The 17,252-nt window shown below is 70.2% G+C and carries 6 protein-coding genes (1 of these 6 running past the window's edge); 5 read left to right on the forward strand and 1 reads right to left on the reverse strand.

Features of this window, described 5'->3' with window-relative positions; translation table 11 throughout:
* The 4 genes from OV427_RS45055 to OV427_RS45070 form a co-directional block, all read left to right on the forward strand.
* Positions 1-513, forward strand: the 3' end of a protein-coding gene (locus OV427_RS45055; RefSeq protein ID WP_267862417.1) for a non-ribosomal peptide synthase/polyketide synthase. Its footprint begins 15,708 nt before the window's first position; the window shows 513 of its 16,221 coding nt (coding positions 15,709-16,221); its start codon lies beyond the left edge, outside the window; it ends in the stop codon at positions 511-513.
* Positions 506-5,044, forward strand: coding sequence for a type I polyketide synthase (locus tag OV427_RS45060; protein ID WP_267862418.1), 4,539 nt, complete (start codon positions 506-508; stop codon positions 5,042-5,044). Before OV427_RS45055 ends, OV427_RS45060 begins: the two co-directional genes overlap by 8 nt.
* A complete protein-coding gene (locus OV427_RS45065; protein WP_267862419.1) occupies positions 5,041-12,750 on the forward strand; it encodes an amino acid adenylation domain-containing protein in 7,710 nt (2,569 codons plus the stop codon). The genes OV427_RS45060 and OV427_RS45065 overlap by 4 nt, the downstream gene beginning before the upstream one ends.
* 75 nt (positions 12,751-12,825) lie before the next feature.
* The gene (locus OV427_RS45070; protein WP_267862420.1) at positions 12,826-14,268 is read left to right on the forward strand and encodes a glycosyltransferase; all 1,443 of its coding nucleotides are present in this window, start codon (positions 12,826-12,828) and stop codon (positions 14,266-14,268) included.
* Positions 14,269-14,279: 11 nt separating this feature from the next.
* Here OV427_RS45070 and OV427_RS45075 read toward each other — a convergent pair whose 3' ends face one another.
* On the reverse strand, positions 14,280-15,170 hold the full coding sequence (locus OV427_RS45075) for a sulfotransferase domain-containing protein (RefSeq protein WP_267862421.1): 891 nt from the start codon (positions 15,168-15,170) through the stop codon (positions 14,280-14,282).
* Positions 15,171-15,483: 313 nt separating this feature from the next.
* Between OV427_RS45075 and OV427_RS45080 the strand changes: the two genes are divergently transcribed.
* Positions 15,484-17,211, forward strand: coding sequence for a DUF4157 domain-containing protein (locus OV427_RS45080; RefSeq protein ID WP_267862422.1), 1,728 nt, complete (start codon positions 15,484-15,486; stop codon positions 17,209-17,211).
* The last annotated feature ends 41 nt before the right edge of the window (positions 17,212-17,252 follow it).

Below are 17,252 nucleotides of genomic sequence, written 5' to 3' on the forward strand. Positions count from 1 at the left end.
CGGTTGCGCGAGTGGCTGCGCGAGCGACTGCCGGAGTACATGGTGCCGGCCGTGTACGTCGTGCTGGACGTGCTGCCGCTGACCTCCAGCGGCAAGGTGGACCGGCGCGCGCTGCCCGCCCCGCGGATGGATCTCTCGGGCAGTGATGAGACGTTCGTGCCCCCCACGACGGAGCTGGAGCGCAGCCTCGCCGCGCTGTGGCGGGACGTGCTCCAGGTGGAACGCGTGGGGTTGAAGGAGCGGTTCTTCGACCTGGGAGGCAACTCGCTGACCCTGGTCCAGGTGCACAGCCGGATGCGCAGCCAGCTGGGCATCGACGTGCCGCTCACGGAGCTGTTCCAGCACGCGAGCATCGGGGCCCTCGTGGCGCGGCTGCGAGATCGCGCCCCCACCGGGGCCGAGGACGAAGCGGCGGCGGAGGATCGGTTCTCGCTCCGTCAGGCCCGTACCGGACAGCGGCGGCAGGCCCGCCGCCGCGTGGACGAGTCGCAGCAGGAGGACGCAGATGAGTGAGCAGTGGGGGGGGCCCGAGGAGGCGGTGGCCATCATTGGCATGAGTGGCCGCTTTCCAGGGGCGGAGAGCGCGGAGGCGCTCTGGCGCAATGTGAGCGCGGGCGTGGAGTCGCTCTCCCTCCTGGGGAGCGATGACCTGGCGGCCGCCGGGGTGGACCCGGCCGTGGCCGCGCAGCCCGGCTATGTCCGGGCCGCCTTCGTGCTGGACGGTGTGGACCGCTTCGACGCGGGCTTCTTCGGTCTGACGCCGCGCGAGGCCGAGGTGCTGGACCCTCAGCACCGCCTCTTCCTGGAGTGTGCGTGGTCGGCGCTGGAGTCCGCCGGTTACGACGCGGAGTCCTGGCCGCGCCCCATCGCGCTCTACGCGGGCGCGGGGGCCTCCTCCTACCTGTACTCGAACCTGATGCAGCGGATGGACGTGCTCCGCGCGGTGGGCACGTACCAGGTCGGCATCAGCAACGAGAAGGACTTCCTGCCCACGCGGGTGGCGCACAAGCTGGGGCTGCGCGGTCCGTGCGTCGCGGTGCAGACCGCCTGCTCCACGTCGCTGGTGGCCGTCCACCTGGCCTGCCAGGCGCTGTTGTCGGGCGAGTCCGACCTGGCGCTCGCTGGCGGTGTGTCCATCTCGCTGCCCCAGCGCGCCGGCTACCTCGCGCGCGAAGGGGACATCCTCTCTCCGGATGGGCACTGCCGCGCCTTCGACGCGCGCTCGCAGGGCACCGTGCGGGGTTCCGGGGTCGGCGTGGTGGTGCTCAAGCGGCTGTCGGATGCGATCGAACACGGGGACACCGTTCACGCGGTCATCCTGGGCTCCGCGGTGAACAACGACGGCTCGGAGCGGGTGGGTTACACCGCGCCGGCCGTGGACGGCCAGGCGGCCGTCGTCACCGAGGCGCTGGGCGTGGCCCGCGTGAAGGCGGGGAGCCTCCAGTACGTCGAGGCCCATGGCACGGCGACGCCGCTGGGAGACCCCATCGAGGTCTCCGCGCTCAACCACGCGTTCCGCTCGCGGGCGGGCGCGCCGGGCACCATCGCGCTTGGCTCGCTGAAGACCAACATCGGCCACCTGGACACGGCGGCGGGCATCGCCGGGCTCATCAAGGTGGTGCTCGCCCTGAAGAACCAGCAGCTTCCTCCCAGCCTGCACTTCGAGCAGCCGAACCCCCGCATCGACTTCGCGGGGGGCCCCTTCTTCGTGAACACCCGCCTTCGTCCCTGGGAGACGGAAGGCGGGCCCCGGCGCGCGGGCGTCAGCTCCTTCGGCATCGGTGGCACCAACGCGCACGTGGTCCTCGAGGAGGCGCCTCGCGCCCGGGGCACGCGCAGCAAGCGCTCCGCCCACCTGCTGGTGCTGTCCGCCCGCGACGAGCGCACCCTGGAGGCGGCCACCGACAACCTGGCCGACCACCTGTCCGGGCACCCGGAGCTGGACCTCGGGGACGTGGCCCACACGCTGCTCGCCGGGCGCCGACGCTTCGACTACCGCCGGGTGCTCGTCTGCCGCGACCTGGAGGACGCGCGCACGGCGCTGGCCTCGCGCGACGCGGCCCGGCTGCTCACCCACGTCCAGGAGGCCACGCAGCGGCAGGTGGTCTTCATGTTCCCCGGCCAGGGCTCCCAGTACGGGGGCATGGGCCGCGGCCTGTACGAGGAGGTGCCCGTCTTCCGCAAGCACGTGGACGCGTGCTGCGAACACCTGCTCCCGCACCTCGGGCTGGACCTGCGCAGGTTCCTCCTGGCGCGAGACGCCGGCACCGGGGAGGCGGATGACCAGCTCCGGCGCACGGCGCTGGCCCAGCCCGCGCTCTTCACCCTGTCGTATGCGCTGGCGAAGCTGTGGATGTCGTGGGGCGTGAAGCCGCAGGCGATGCTGGGCCACAGCGTGGGGGAGTACGTCGCCGCGTGCCTCGCGGGCGTCCTGAAGCTGGAGGATGCGCTGGGGCTGGTGGCCGCGCGGGGCAGGCTGATGGAGCAACTGCCAGCGGGCGCGATGCTCTCCGTGCCGCTGCCGGAGAAGGACGTGCTGCCGCTGCTGGGGACGGACCTGTCGCTCGCGGCCGTCAACGCGCCCTCGCTGTGCGTGGTGGCGGGCCCGCTGGAGCAGGTGGCCGCGCTCGAGGCACGGCTCTCCAACGGTGGCGTGGCCGCGCGCCGGCTGCACACGTCCCATGCCTTCCACTCGTCGATGATGACCCCCATCCTGGGGGCGTTCGCGGAGCGCCTGCGCGCGGTGTCCTGGGCGCCTCCGCTGCTGCCGTGGATCTCGAATGTCACGGGCACCTGGATCACCCCCGCGCAGGCGACGAGCCCGGAGTACTGGGTCGAGCACCTGCGGCGCACGGTGCGCTTCGGAGACGGGGTGCGGGAGCTGCTCTCCGAGCCCTCTCGCGTCTTCCTGGAGGTCGGCCCCGGCGGGGTGCTGGGAGCCATCGTCCGGCAGGCGGGACCGGAGCAGCCGGTGGTGGTTGCGTCGATGCGCCACCCGTACGAGGCACGGCCGGACCTGGAGCTGCTGCTGGGCGCGGCCGGGCGGCTCTGGCTCGCGGGCGCGCGTCTGGACGCGGCGAAGCTCTACGCTTCCGAGCCACGCCAGCGCATCCCGCTCCCCACGTATCCCTTCCAGCGTGAGCGCTACTGGGTGGACGCCCGGCCCGCCGAGGCGGCCACGCCGGCTCAGCCAGGACGCGTGTCCAAGCGCACGGAAGCCGAGGGCTGGTTCCATGCGCCGGCCTGGCGCCAGGCCCGGCGGGACGGCCGCCCGAGGCAGGGGGGCCGGTGGCTGGTGTTCGCGCGCGAGCCGAGCGGGCCCGTCGTGGAGCGGCTGCGCCAGCACGGCGCTGACGTGGTGGAGGTGGTGCCCGGCGAGGACTTCCTCCGGCACGGGCCCCGGTGCTACGCGCTGGACGGCTCCAGGCCCGAGCACTTCACCCGGCTCGTGGAGGAGTTGCTCGACGGTGGAGTACCTCCGGAGCGGATCGCCTTCCTGGTGGGCCTGTCTCCCGGGGAGGAGCTGGATGGCGACCCGGTGGACCTGGCGCTGGCGTGGGGTTTCTACGCGCCGCTGTATCTGTCGCGTGCGCTCGCGGCGCGGGTGCCCGGGGTGGAGGTGGAGCTGACCTTCGTCACCGCTGGCGCCCAGGACGTGACGGGAGAGGAGCCGCTGTTCCCGGCGCGCGCGCTGGCGCTCGGGCCGTGCCGCGTGCTGCCACAGGAGCTGGGCCCCGCGTGGCGCTGCCGTGCGGTGGACGTCGTCCTCCCCGGGGAAGGGGTGCGGGCCGAGGATGCGCGGTGGGTGGAAGGGCTGGTAGCGGAGCTGGAGTCGGAGCCGTGCGACGCGGTAGTCGCCCTGCGCGCGGGCCGCCGCTGGGTGGAGGACTACGCCCCCACTTCGCTGCCCGAGCCGTCCAGCCCGCTGCCGCTCCGCCAGGGTGGCGTCTACCTCATCACCGGCGGACTGGGGCGCATCGGCCTGGGCATCGCCGGTCTGCTGGCGGCCGAGGTGAAGGCGAAGCTGGTGCTGCTGAGCCGCACCGCGCTGCCGGAGCGCGAGGCCTGGGAGGCGCGGCTCGCGTCGCATGGCGCGGAGGACGCCACGTCCCGGCTCCTCCTGCGGCTGCTGGAGCTGGAGCGCCAGGGCTCGGAGGTGCTCGTGCTGCGCGCGGACGTGTCGCGCGAGGATGACGTGCGGGCCGCGCTGGCGCGAGCGCGGGCCCGTTTCGGCCGCATCCACGGCGTGGTGCACTCGGCGGGGGTGGTGGGGCCGGACGCCCACGTCCTGGTGCAGGAGACGGACGCGGCCCGGTGTGGCGTGCAGTTCGACGCCAAGGTCCGCGGCCTGCGCGTGCTGGCTCGGGAGCTGGAGGCGGAGCCGCCGGAGGTGGTGGTGCTGCAGTCGTCCCTGGCGGCGGTGCTGGGGGGCCTTGGCTTTTCGGCCTATGCCGCGGCCAACCTCTACATGGATGCCTTCGCCGCGCGGGAAGGACGGCGCGGCGGGACGCGGTGGCTCACCGTGGACTGGGACGGCTGGAGCGAGAGTCCTGGCCTGCTGGCGCTGACGATGGACGAGGGCCTGCGCGCGTTCCGGCGCATCCTCGCGGCGGGTGAGGGCGGCAGGTTCGTCGTCTCCACCGGAGACCTGGCGGCGCGGCGTGCTCGCGAGGCGCGGCCGGCGAAGGGGGCGACGGCGTCGAATGTCCCCGCCTCCACGCACGCCCGGCCGGCGCTGGCCACGCCGTACGTGGCGCCGCGCGACGCCATCGAGCAGCGGATCTGCGAGCTGTGGCAGGCGCTCTTCGGACTGGACCGCGTGGGCATTCACGACAGCTTCTTCGAGCTGGGCGGGCACTCGCTGCTGGGCATGCAGATGGTCTCCCGGGTCAGAGAGGCCTTCGGCGTGGAGGTGTCGATCCGGGGTCTCTTCGAGACACCCAGCGTGGCGGGGGTTGCGATGGCGGTGCTTCAGGGCCGGGCGGCGCAGGCGGATGCCGGGCGGCTCGAGGAGCTGCTGGCGGAGCTGGAGGAGTCGCCATGAGCGACCTGAGCCGGCGCCTGGAGAGCCTCTCTCCCGAGAAGCGCGAGCGGCTGCTGCGCAAGCTGCAGGAGGATGCAAAAGCCGCGGAGTCCCGGAATGGCATTCCGGCACGAGACCGCTCCCAGGCCGCGCCCCTGTCCTTCGCCCAGCAGCGGCTGTGGTTCATCGACAGGCTGCAGCCGGGGTTGGCGCTCTACAACCTGCCCATCGTGCTGAAGGTGGAGGGGGTGCTGGACGTCATCGCGCTCGACAAGAGCCTCCAGGCCCTGATTGCGCGCCACGAAGTCTTGCGGACCACCTTCGCGGAGGAGCCGGAAGGGCCGGTCCAGCGCCTCGCGCCCTCGCTGACGCTCCCGGTGCGGAGCGTGGACCTCCGCGGGCTGCCCGCGGCGGAGCGGGAGCCGGAGGCGCTGCGCCTGGCGCATGAGGAGCTGCGGCGTCCCTTCGATCTGCTCCAGGGGCCGCTGCTGCGCGCCACGCTGCTGCGGCTGGCCGAGCAGGAGCATGTGCTGGTGCTGGTGCTACACCACATCGTCTTCGACATCTGGTCGATGGGGGTGCTGGTCCGCGAGGTGCTGGAGCTCTATGGCGCGCTCTCCCGGGGCGGTCAGCCCGCGCTCGCGCCGCTGCGGACGCAGTACGCGGACTGGGCGGCGTGGCAGCGGAGCGAGTCGCAGCGCGAAGCGCTGGAGTCGCAGCGCTCCTGGTGGAAGGAGCGGCTCGCGGGGCTGGAGCTGTTGGACCTGCCCGCGGATTGGCAGCGGCGTCCCGGGGTGGCCGCCCGGAGTGGCTCGCTCACCTTCCGGCTGACGCGAGAGCGCTGGGAGGCGGTGAAGACGCTGGCGCAGCGCGAGGGCGCCACGCCCTTCATGGTGTTGCTGGCCATCCTGGACGTCATGCTCTTCCGCTACTCGGGCCAGCCGGACGTGGCGGTGGGCACGCCCGTCGCGGGCCGCAACCGGCGCGAGGTGGAGGGGCTCATCGGCTTCTTCATCAACACGCTCGTCATGCGGACGGACCTGTCGGGTGACCCGAGCTTCCGGGAGGTGCTCCAGCGCGTGAAGGAGACGTGTGTCGGCGGGTATGAGCACCAGGACGTGCCGCTGGAGCACATCGTGGCGGCGCTCCAGCCCGGGCGAGATGCCGGGCAGACGCCCTTCTACCGGGTGTCCTTCAACTTCCAGAATGCGCCCATGTCGCAGGTGCGCGTGCCCGGACTCACGCTGCGCCATCTGCACCTGGACACCGGGCTGGCGAAGCTCGACCTGAGCCTGCACTTCACGGAAGGGCCGGAGGGGCTGTCGTGCTTGTGGGAGTACAGCGCGGACCTGTTCGAAGCGGGGACGGTGGAGCGGATGGCGATGGGCTACCGGCGGGTGCTGGAGGCGCTGGTGGCGCGTCCGGAGACGCGGGTGGGAGAGGTGGAGCTGCTGGAGGAGGGAGAGCGGCGGCGGGTGCTGGAGGAGTGGAGCCGGGCGAAGAGGGAAGTGCCAGCGGGCGAGCGCGGGCACGCGCACTTCGAGGCGCAGGCGGAGGCGCGGCCGGAAGCGGTGGCGGTGGAGGAGGCGTCAGGACGCCGCACCCGCTACGGGGAGCTGGAGGAGCGAGCCAACCAGCTGGCGCACCACTTGAAGGGGCTGGGAGTGGGCCCGGAGGTGAGGGTGGGGCTGTGCGTGGAGCGCTCGGCGGAGCTGGTGGTGGGGATGTTGGGGGTGCTCAAGGCCGAGGGGGCGTACGTGCCAATCGACCCGAGCCTGCCGGCGCAGCGGGTGGGGTGGATGCTGGAGGAGGCGGGCATCAGCGTGGTGCTGACGCAGCAGAAGCTGGCGGATGAGCTGGCCTGGCGTGGCGAGGTGTTGGTGTGCCTGGACACGGAGTGGGCGCAGGTGGCGGGGCAGCCCACGACGCGGCCGGGGTGGACGGGAGACGCGCGGAGCCTGGCGTACGTCGTCTTCACGTCGGGAAGCACGGGCCGGCCCAAGGGGGTGATGGTGAGGCACGGGGGCCTGGCGAACATGGCGAGCGCGGTGGCGCTGGGGCATGGGGTGGGGCCTGAAAGCCGGGTGCTGCAATTCGCGTCGCAGAGCTTCGACGCGTCGGTGGCGGAAGTCTTCTCGACGCTGGCTGCGGGGGCGTGCCTGTGCGTGGCGCCGAAGGAGGAGTTGCTGCCAGGAGGGCCGCTGGAAGAGACGGTGAAGCGGCTGGGAGTGACGGTGGTGACGCTGACGCCGTCGGTGCTGAGGCAGGTGAAGGCGGGAGGGCTGGAGGGGGTGAGGACGCTGATTTCCGCGGGAGAGGCGTGCCCGCCGGAAGTGGTGAGGAGGTGGGGAGAGGGGCGCAGACTCATCAACGCGTACGGGCCGACGGAAGTGACGGTGTGCGCGACGCTGACGCGGGGGGAAGTCAGCGCGGAGCGGGTGAGCATTGGAGAGCCGCTGCCGGGAGCGCGGGTGTACGTGCTGGACGAGAGCCTGAGGCCGGTACCCGTGGGAGTGGCGGGAGAGCTGTACGTGGGAGGCTCGGGCGTGGCGCGAGGCTACCTGGGCCGGCCGGAGTTGACGGCGGAGCGCTTCGTGCCGGACGCGTTTGGCACGGAGGAGGGAGCGCGGCTGTACCGCACGGGAGACGTGGTGAGGTGGGGGCCCCTGGGCGAGTTGGAGTACGTGGGCCGGCGTGACGGGCAGTGGAAGCTGCGGGGGATGCGGTTGGAGGTGGGCGAGGTGGAGGGGGTGCTGAGCGAGTGCCCCGGGGTGAGGGAAGCGGCGGTGGTGGTGAGGGAGGTGGAGGGGGACAAGCGGCTGGTGGCGTACGTGGCCGGGGAGGTGGAGGCGGGCCGGGTGCGCGAGTGGCTGCGAGGGCGACTGCCTGAGTACATGGTGCCGGCCACGTACGTGGTGCTGGAGGCGTTGCCCCTGTCCACCAGCGGCAAGGTGGACCGCAAGAAGTTGCCGGAGCCGGAGGCGGAGCGAGCCGGAAGCAGCAGCGCCTACGTCGCCCCGCGCACGCCCATGGAGCAGATAGTCGCGGACCTCTGGGCGGGCCTGCTGCAGGTGGAACGCGTCGGAGCCCACGACAACTTCTTCGACCTCGGCGGCCACTCCCTCATCGCCACGCAGGTGGCGTCGCGCATCCATGCGCTGGTGCAGGTGGACGTTCCGCTCCAGGAAATCTTCGATGCGCCGACGGTCGAGAAGCTGGCCCGGCGCGTGGAGGAGGCCCGGTCGAAGGTCGACGGCGCGCGCCCGATACCGCCGCTGCTGCCCGCGAGCCGTGACGGAGGGAAGCCGCCGTTGTCCTTCGCGCAGCAGCGCTTGTGGTTCCTGGACCGGCTCGAACCCGGCAGCCCGCTCTACAACATCCCCGCCGCGGTGAAGCTCGCGGGACGCCTCGACGTGCAGGTGCTGGAGCGGTGCTTCGAGGAGATCATCCGCCGGCACGAAGTCCTCCGGACCACGTTCTCCCTGCGTGAGCAGGAGCCTGTCCAGGAGCTCCACTCCGGGGGGCGTCTGTCGATGCAGGTGCGCGACCTCCAGGACCTGCCCGCGCCCGAGCGCGACGCGGAGGTGCTGCGGCTGGCGGCGGAAGAGGCTCGCGCTCCGTTCGACCTGGCGCGCGGTCCACTGCTGCGCGCCCGGCTCCTGCGGCTGGGTGAGCACGAGCACGTGCTGGTGCTGGTGCTGCACCACATCGTCTCGGACGCCTGGTCCACGGGCATCCTGCTCCGCGAGCTGGGAGCGCTCTACCCGGCGTTCTCCGCTGGCGCCCCGTCACCCCTGCCTGAGCTGTTCGTGCAGTACGCGGACTACGCGACCTGGCAGCGGAGCTGGCTGCGCGCGGAGACGCTGGAGTCGGAGCTGGCGTGGTGGAAGGGGCGGCTCGCGGGAGCGCCGGGGGTGATGGAGCTTCCCGTCGACAGGCCGCGCCCGGCCGTGCAGAGCCACCGGGGCGCGCACCAGGTGCAGCGACTGCCGCTGGCGTTGCAGGAGGAAGTCCGCCAGCTCGGTCGCCGCGAGGGAGTCACGCCCTTCATGGTGTTGCTGGCGGCCTTCGACGCACTGCTCTTCCGCTACGTGGGGCAGCAGGACATCGTCGTCGGTACGGATGTCGCGGGTCGCAACCGGCGCGAGGTCGAGGGGCTGATTGGCTTCTTCATCAACCAGCTCGTGCTGCGCACGCAAGTTGAAGCGGGGCTCAGCTTCCGTGAGCTGTTGAAGCGGGTGAGGGACACCACGCTCGAGGCCTATGCGCACCAGGACGTGCCCTTCGAGAAGCTGGTGGAGGCGGTCAATCCCGAGCGGAGCCTGGGACACTCGCCCATCTTCCAGGTGAAGCTGCTCCTGCAGAATGCGCCGGTACCCGAGCTGCGGCTGCCGGGGTTGACGCTCAGCGGGCTCGGCTTCGAGACGGGGACGGCGAAGCTGGACCTCATCGTCGCCCTCACGGAAGGGCCGGAGGGGTTGTCGTGCTTGTGGGAGTACAGCGCGGACCTCTTCGAAGCGACGACGGTGGAGCGGATGGCGGCGGGCTACCGGCGGGTGCTGGAGGCGCTGGTGGCGCGTCCGGAGACGCGGGTGGGAGAGGTGGAGTTGCTGGAGGAGGGAGAGCGGCGGCGGGTGCTGGAGGAGTGGAGCGGGGCGAGGAGGGAAGTGCCAGCGGGCGAGCGCGGGCACGCGCACTTCGAGGCGCGGGCGGAGGCGCGGCCGGAAGCGGTGGCGGTGGAGGAGGCGTCGGGACGTCGCATCCGCTACGGGGAGTTGGAGGAGCGAGCCAACCAGCTGGCGCACCACCTGAAGGGGCTGGGAGTGGGCCCGGAGGTGAGGGTGGGGCTGTGCGTGGAGCGCTCTGCGGAGCTGGTGGTGGGGATGTTGGGGGTGCTCAAGGCCGGGGGGGCGTACGTGCCCATCGACCCGAGCCTGCCGGCGCAGCGGGTGGGGTGGATGCTGGAGGAGGCGGGCATCAGCGTGGTGCTGACGCAGCAGAAGCTGGCGGATGAGCTGGCCTGGCGTGGCGAGGTGTTGGTGTGCCTGGACACGGAGTGGGCGCAGGTGGCGGGGCAGCCCACGACGCGGCCGGGGTGGAAGGGGGACGGGCAGAGCCTGGCGTACGTCGTCTTCACGTCGGGAAGCACGGGCCGGCCCAAGGGGGTGATGGTGAGGCACGGGGGCCTGGCGAACATGGCGAGCGCGGTGGCGCTGGGGCATGGGGTGGGGCCTGAAAGCCGGGTGCTGCAATTCGCGTCGCAGAGCTTCGACGCGTCGGTGGCGGAAGTCTTCTCGACGCTGGCTGCGGGGGCGTGCCTGTGCGTGGCGCCGAAGGAAGAGTTGCTGCCAGGAGGGCCGCTGGAAGAGACGGTGAAGAGGCTGGGAGTGACGGTGGTGACGCTGACGCCGTCGGTGCTGAGGCAGGTGAAGGCGGGAGGGCTGGAGGGGGTGAGGACGCTGATTTCCGCGGGAGAGGCGTGCCCGCCGGAAGTGGTGAGGAGGTGGGGAGAGGGGCGCAGACTCATCAACGCGTACGGGCCGACGGAAGTGACGGTGTGCGCGACGCTGACGCGGGGGGAAGTCAGCGCGGAGCGGGTGAGCATTGGAGAGCCGCTGCCGGGAGCGCGGGTGTACGTGCTGGACGAGAGCCTGAGGCCGGTACCCGTGGGAGTGGCGGGAGAGCTGTACGTGGGAGGCTCAGGCGTGGCGCGAGGCTACCTGGGCCGGCCGGAGTTGACGGCGGAGCGCTTCGTGCCGGACGCGTTTGGCACGGAGGAGGGAGCGCGGCTGTACCGCACGGGAGACGTGGTGAGGTGGGGGCCCCTGGGCGAGTTGGAGTACGTGGGCCGGCGTGACGGGCAGTGGAAGCTGCGAGGGATGAGGCTGGAGGTGGGCGAGGTGGAAGGGGTGCTGAGCGAGTGCCCCGGGGTGAGGGAAGCGGCGGTGGTGGTGAGGGAGGTGGAGGGGGACAAGCGGCTGGTGGCGTACGTGGCCGGGGAGGTGGAGGCGGGCCGGGTGCGCGAGTGGCTGCGAGGGCGACTGCCCGAGTACATGGTGCCGGCCACGTACGTGGTGCTGGAGGCGTTGCCCCTGTCCACCAGCGGGAAGGTGGACCGCAAGAAGTTGCCGGAGCCGGCGGAGTCGGAGCGAGCCGGAAGCGCCAGCGCCTACGTCGCCCCGCGCACGCCCATGGAGCAGATAGTCGCGGACCTCTGGGCGGGCCTGCTGCAGGTGGAGCGCGTCGGAGTCCACGACAACTTCTTCGACCTCGGCGGCCACTCCCTCATCGCCACGCAGTTCATGTCCCGGATTGGCGCGCTCCTGGGACGGGAGCTCGCGCTGGCGACGATCTTCGAATGCCCTACGGTCGCGGCGCTCGCGGAGAAGCTGTCCGCGTCCGAGCTCGTGCAGGCGCAGTCCCTTCCGCCTGTCGTCCGCACCCCTCCCGTCGAAGAGCTACCGCTGTCCTTCTGCCAGGAGGTCTACTGGTCTCCCGAGCAGGGTGGTGCGGACAATCCCGTGAACTCCTCGCCGGTGCTGCTGCGCCTGAGCGGTGCGCTCGACGTGGAGTCCTTGCGGCGTGGCATCGAGGAGATCGTCCGTCGCCACGAGAGCCTGCGCACCTGCTTCCCGGTCGTGAACGGTGGGCCGGTGCAGCGCATCCTGTCCCCCGCGCCCCTGGCGATGGAGGTGGTGGAGCTCGGCGGGTCGTCAGCGGAAGGCAACGAGGCAGAAGCCCTGCGGCGCGCGCGGGAGGAGATGGGCCGCCCCTTCGATCTGGCGCACGGGCTGCTGCTGCGATGCCAGCTCTACCGCCTGTCACCCGCGGTGCATGTGCTGCTGGTCAACATGCACCACGCCATCACGGACTTCGTCTCGTTCTCTGTCTTCGCCACCGAGCTGGCGGTGCTCTACGCGGCCTTCCGCGAGGGCCAGCCGTCACCGTTGCCGGAGCTGCCCCTGCAGTATCAGGACTTCACGCGCTGGCAGCACGCCTGGCTGAAGGACGGAGCACTGGAGCGGCTGCGCGAATACTGGGCCCGCACGCTGGCCGGGTCCACGGAGGACGTGCAGCTCCCCACGGACTTTCCGCGCCCCGCGCGGGAGAGCTTCCGCGGTGAGGGCCTGGACCTCGTCCTTCCTCCCGAGCTGACCCAGCGGCTTCGTGCGCTGTGCCGGCGCGAGGGCGTCACGCTGTTCATGCTCCTGCTCGCGGCCTTCCAGGTGCTGCTGGCGCGCCGCTCCGGCCAGAAGGACGTGCGCGTCGGTTTCGCGCACGCGCAGCGCCAGCGCCCGGAGCTGGATCGCCTCATCGGCATGTTCGCCGGCTATCTCGTCATCCGCACCGATCTTCAGGACAGCGGCACCTTCCGCGACGTGCTCGGCCAGGTGCGCGCCCGGTACCTGGAGGCCTTCGCCCACCAGGGGCTGCCCCACGCGGAGCTGGTCCGGCTGCTGCCGGAGCTGTGCCGCATCGGCTTCACCTTCTCCGACCAGGAGGGGCGTCCCACGGGAGTTGCCGGCCTGGACGTGCGGCCCCTCATGCAGACGCGGGGACGGACGCTCTACGACGTGAAGCTGGGTGTCTCGGATGGCCCCGCCGGGCTGGTCGCGACGCTGGAGTACAAGACCGAGCTCTTCCGCCCCGAGTCCGCCGCGACGCTGCTCGGCGACTGGGTGCGGCTGCTCGAGCACATCACCGCGGACGCCGAGCTGCCCCTGTAGGACGCCGCGAATTCCTCTGACCCCGGCGCACCGCCGGGACCGTGCCTTTCCCACCTGACGCCTGAGGAGCACTCGATGAAGTTGCAGCGGGTCAACATGTTCGTGGAGTCAGAGCCCTTCCGCACGGCCTCTGGCGTTATCAATGGGCTCATCCAGGAGGAGCTGAAGCAGCTCGGCGCGGAGGTCACCCCCTTCTACAAACACCGGCTGGGCCGCGCCGACATGCTCATGCCAGTCGCCACCGCGGCCCGCGCGGTTCAACTCCAGGGACGCCCTCCGGCGGACCTCGCTGTGTACTGCGACCAGGGACTGTGGATCCGCCCGCCGGGCCCCGCGGTCGCGAAACAGTCGATGGTGGTGTTTCACGGGCTCATCGGCGGACAGAACCTCTGGCTGGACAACCCCGCCGTGAATCAATACTGCGCCTACTCGCGCTACATGCGTGAGGCGCTGGTCTCACTGCTGACGATGCCCGACGTGCGCCAGCGCAAGTGCCTGGACCCCCAGGGCTTCTACAAGGTCAGCGACTTCGCGGCCGGGCTGCCCTGTGTCGCCGACATCAAGGGGGACGACCGAATGCTGGGCTCGGAACTGCCAGAGCAGATCGTCCGCTCCGCGGAGGCGGGGGATGTCCTCGGTCACGCGCTCCAGCCGCGCAAGCCGGACTGGTACGCCGTCCTCAACATCCTCGTCCACCTCAACCTGCAGTCGCGTGAGGCCGGCGGACCCAGATACCGCCTGGTCGTCGACGCGGAGGACTTCGCGCTCATCGACTACTCCTTCGGCCATGGCTTCCCGATGGACATGACCGGGCCGCGCTCCCTGCTGGACGCGCTGGGCATGACGGTGGGCGACCTGCTCATCCCCGTGCGCTTCCTCAGCCAGCCGGCGCTCTTCCAGTTCTTCAAGCTCGCGAAGTTCGGCCTCTCGTACAACGTCTACCCGGAGCCCTTCGGGTTCTATCCGCTGGAGTCCGTGTTCTACGGCTGCCCCGTCTACACGAACGGTATCGGCAACAACCGGTTCAACATGCCACCGGGGCACGGCGTCCGCGTCATCGAGAGCGTGGACATGGCCTTCGGTGACCCCTCCGCCTTCCAGGAGGTGGCCAGGGCCATCATCGAAGGCGTCCGCTCGCCCGAGGGCGTCACCCGCGACTGCGCGCGCGGCCGCGAGTACATCCTTCGCCACTGGAGCCGCGAGGACTTCTCCCGGACCTGGCGGGCCTGCCTGGCACGCCTGGAGGCGCCGCTACCGGTGGCGGAGCCCTTCGAGTCGCTGCGGGTCCTGCGCAGCCCCATCGTGCGGCAGGTCGAAGAGGAGACGGGCCGCGTCGTCAGCGACTTCGAGCGGCTGACCCTGGAGCCGCGCGAGGTGGGGATGATGCGCGAGGCGCTGGGCCAGCCCATGGGCGAGGTGCTGCGCGGCCTCGATGAGGCCAGCACGGACCTGCTCCAGGGGCTGTTCTCCCGGGGCGTGCTGACGCTCCGTCCCCAGGGCTACGACATGGGCCTGTGAGAGGCGGCGCCTCACACCTCCGTTTCACCCATGCCCAGCTTCTTCCGAATCCGCCCCATCCGTTCGCCCAGCGCGGTCTGGACCTCGGGTGTCAGCGCCGTGCGGCTGTCACCCACCACGCCCTTGCGGATGAAGCCCATCTTGGTGGCGGCGCCCGAATGGAAGAGGCGCGTCCGCGCGTCGAAGCGCTCATGGTGCTTCTTCATGTAGGCGAAGCTGCACTTCTCCAGGATGTCGCCCATGCGGTCCTCCTCGAGGGTGACGCCCAGGAAGCGCGCCACCTTCCGGATGTTGCCCTCCAGGTCCGCGCTCATGTCCTCGTAGCGGATGTGGAGGACGTTGGGATCCGCGCGGTGTGGCCACCAGGACTCCAGGTGCGTCAGCCAATGGTTCACCATGCTGGAGTGGCGGATGAAGCCGGCGTCGAGGGGTTTCCAGAAGCCATTCACCAGGCCGACGTGGTGGTGGAGCGACACCATCGCATCCGCCGCGTTGCGGGTGACGTAGATGACGCGACTGTCCGGGGGGGGAGCCACCATCCCGTAGTACAGGTGCGTCTTCATGATGCGGGGGGAGGGCATTGCGTCCATCACCTCCTTGGCGAACATCTTGAACGCGAGGCCATCCAGATCGGGGGCCACCTGGTAGATGTGCTCGAACTCGCCCCGGCCGCCCGTGAGGACCTGGTAGACGATCTGCTGCATCCACGTCGTGCCCGTCTTGGGCGCGGAGGCCACATAGATGTCCCCGGGCCGTGGCTTGATCAGGATGTGGCGCATCCGGAGCACCAACAGTGCCTGGTACGCCATGCCCACCCTGTTGCTGATGGGGATCAGGAACATGTTGAAGAAGCCCAGCACCCCGATAAGGGCGCGCTGCTTGAGTGTCAGGCCAGTCGTCATGCCGTGCTCTCCCTCTTGGCGAAGCCCCATGGATATACACGGGTTTCTTCCACGAACCCGGTCGGATCTGCCGGATGACAGAGCGGGGCGGACGGGCGCTGGGACTCTGCGGCATGGCCCTGGCTCACACGGGGTGGAGTGGCGCGGGGCCAAAACCACCCAGGTCCGTCCGTAGGTCGTTGATACACGCTGCCTGCCGCAGCGCGTTTCCGGAGCACGCCCGCTCTCGACTTCGGTGATTCGCGACCACCGCCTCGCGGTTGCTACAGTCGACGCTCGCGGGTTGACGCGTATCCCGGGGGCGACAGCAATCATGGAAATCGTCACGACGCGGAGCAGCGGCGAGCCACTGCCGGAGCGACTCCAGCGAGTCCTCGAACAGCTCTCAGGCTACGACCTGAGCGACGTGCGCGTGCACGCGGACTCACCCTGGCCGGCGCGCCTCGGTGCGCGGGCCTTCGTCCTTGGAAGCGACATCCACCTGTCATCCGGGGCCGAGGACGCGCTCGAGCACGAGGCGTGGCACGTGGTCCAGCAGAAGCAGGGGAGGGTGCGCGCGACCAGGACCACGGGCTTCGATGCACACCCGTTCGGAGCGCTGGCGCTGAATGACGAGGAGTCCCTCGAGCGCGAGGCCGACACGATGGGATGCGTGGCACGCAAACTGGTGCGGCGGGGCGAGCGCCTCTCCATGCGCGGAACGCCGCGTGTCGCGATGACGCGGTGGCCCGTCGTTCAACGCCAGGTGACCGTCAGCGGCATCGAGATCGGCAAACCGGCCAGGTTCGAGGAGGAGATCAAGAACCGGTTGTTCTTGGTGGGCTCCGATGTCGTCGACTTCACCAACATCGTCACCGACATGCTCAATGAGCACCTCGTCTTCAACACCTGGTCGGACGTGAAGAAGGAGATTCTCGTCCGTGAGGTCGGCTACCAGGCCGTGAACACGATGCGGGAACTGGCGACCGTGCACGCCGACCGATTCGCGAAGGCAGACAAGCGATACAAGAAGGAGATCGACAAGGCCAAGCGCGACAAGTCCAAGAAGGTCGACAAGGCGTTCTCGACCGAGCTCGAGGAAAGAATCTACGACGAGGAGCGCCTCATCCGCTGGGGGAACGCGTCGTATCTCAAGTACAAGGCCAGGAATCGCCAGTTGTTCCAGTGGCTCCAGGGGACGCGGAAAGAGGACCCCCTCGTGATGAACTGCTGGGAGGCCGTCATCTATGCGCTCGTGAAGACGGAGCTCGTCCACAAGAGCTACATCACCTGGTGCATCCGGCAGGACGAGGCCAGCAATGCCGACATGGTGGGACTGAGCAATCCCAACAACCTGGCCGCGAGCATGCTCAAGAACATGGACTACTTCTTCTGGGCTTCAGACGGAAGTTGCGGCATGGCTCGCAAAGACAAGCGGATTTCGCCGCCAGTGGATGAGAAGAGCAAGATCATCAGGATTGCGAAGGACAGGGTCATCCCCAAGGGGCGCATCCTGATGTTCGGGGTCAACGAGCATGTCGCGCTGTCCACAGGGACACTCCGTAACGGCAGGCACGGCATTCTCGAGCTCGATGGGTCCACCAATACCATCCAGGAGAGCACCATCGAGGGGCTCAAGGGCACCTACCTGACGTCCATGGTCGTCGCTCCGTTCCCTATTGCTCCCGCGGGCTCGGTCCGCGTCGTGGAAGAGGACGTCGACAAGACGCAGAAGCGGATGGACATCAAGAGTCAGACCCTCGCGGAGTACCAGTTGAAGAAGGACGACGTGGAGGCCTTGACCCAGAAGAAGATCGCAGAGCTCCAGAAGTACAAGGAGCATCCAGGGAATCTGCAATTCGAGCCGGAGATCAACGAGCTCATCGAAGACCAGCGGAAGGCGTGCCGCCGGGAGTGCGAGCGACTCGACAGCGAGGCCACCGCGAAGTTCGAGAGGGTTTTCAACGAGTGGCTCCAGGAGCGCACGCCTCCGAACCTCGACGTCATCACCCTCCAATACCAGGCGAGTGACCCCTACGAAGGAGCGGTCGTCCTTCTCTAGCCGGAGCCCCCGCGCTTCGACCCCGTCCGCCCCTTCCTCGT

The organism is Pyxidicoccus sp. MSG2 (assembly GCF_026626705.1).
Classification (GTDB): Bacteria; Myxococcota; Myxococcia; order Myxococcales; family Myxococcaceae; genus Myxococcus.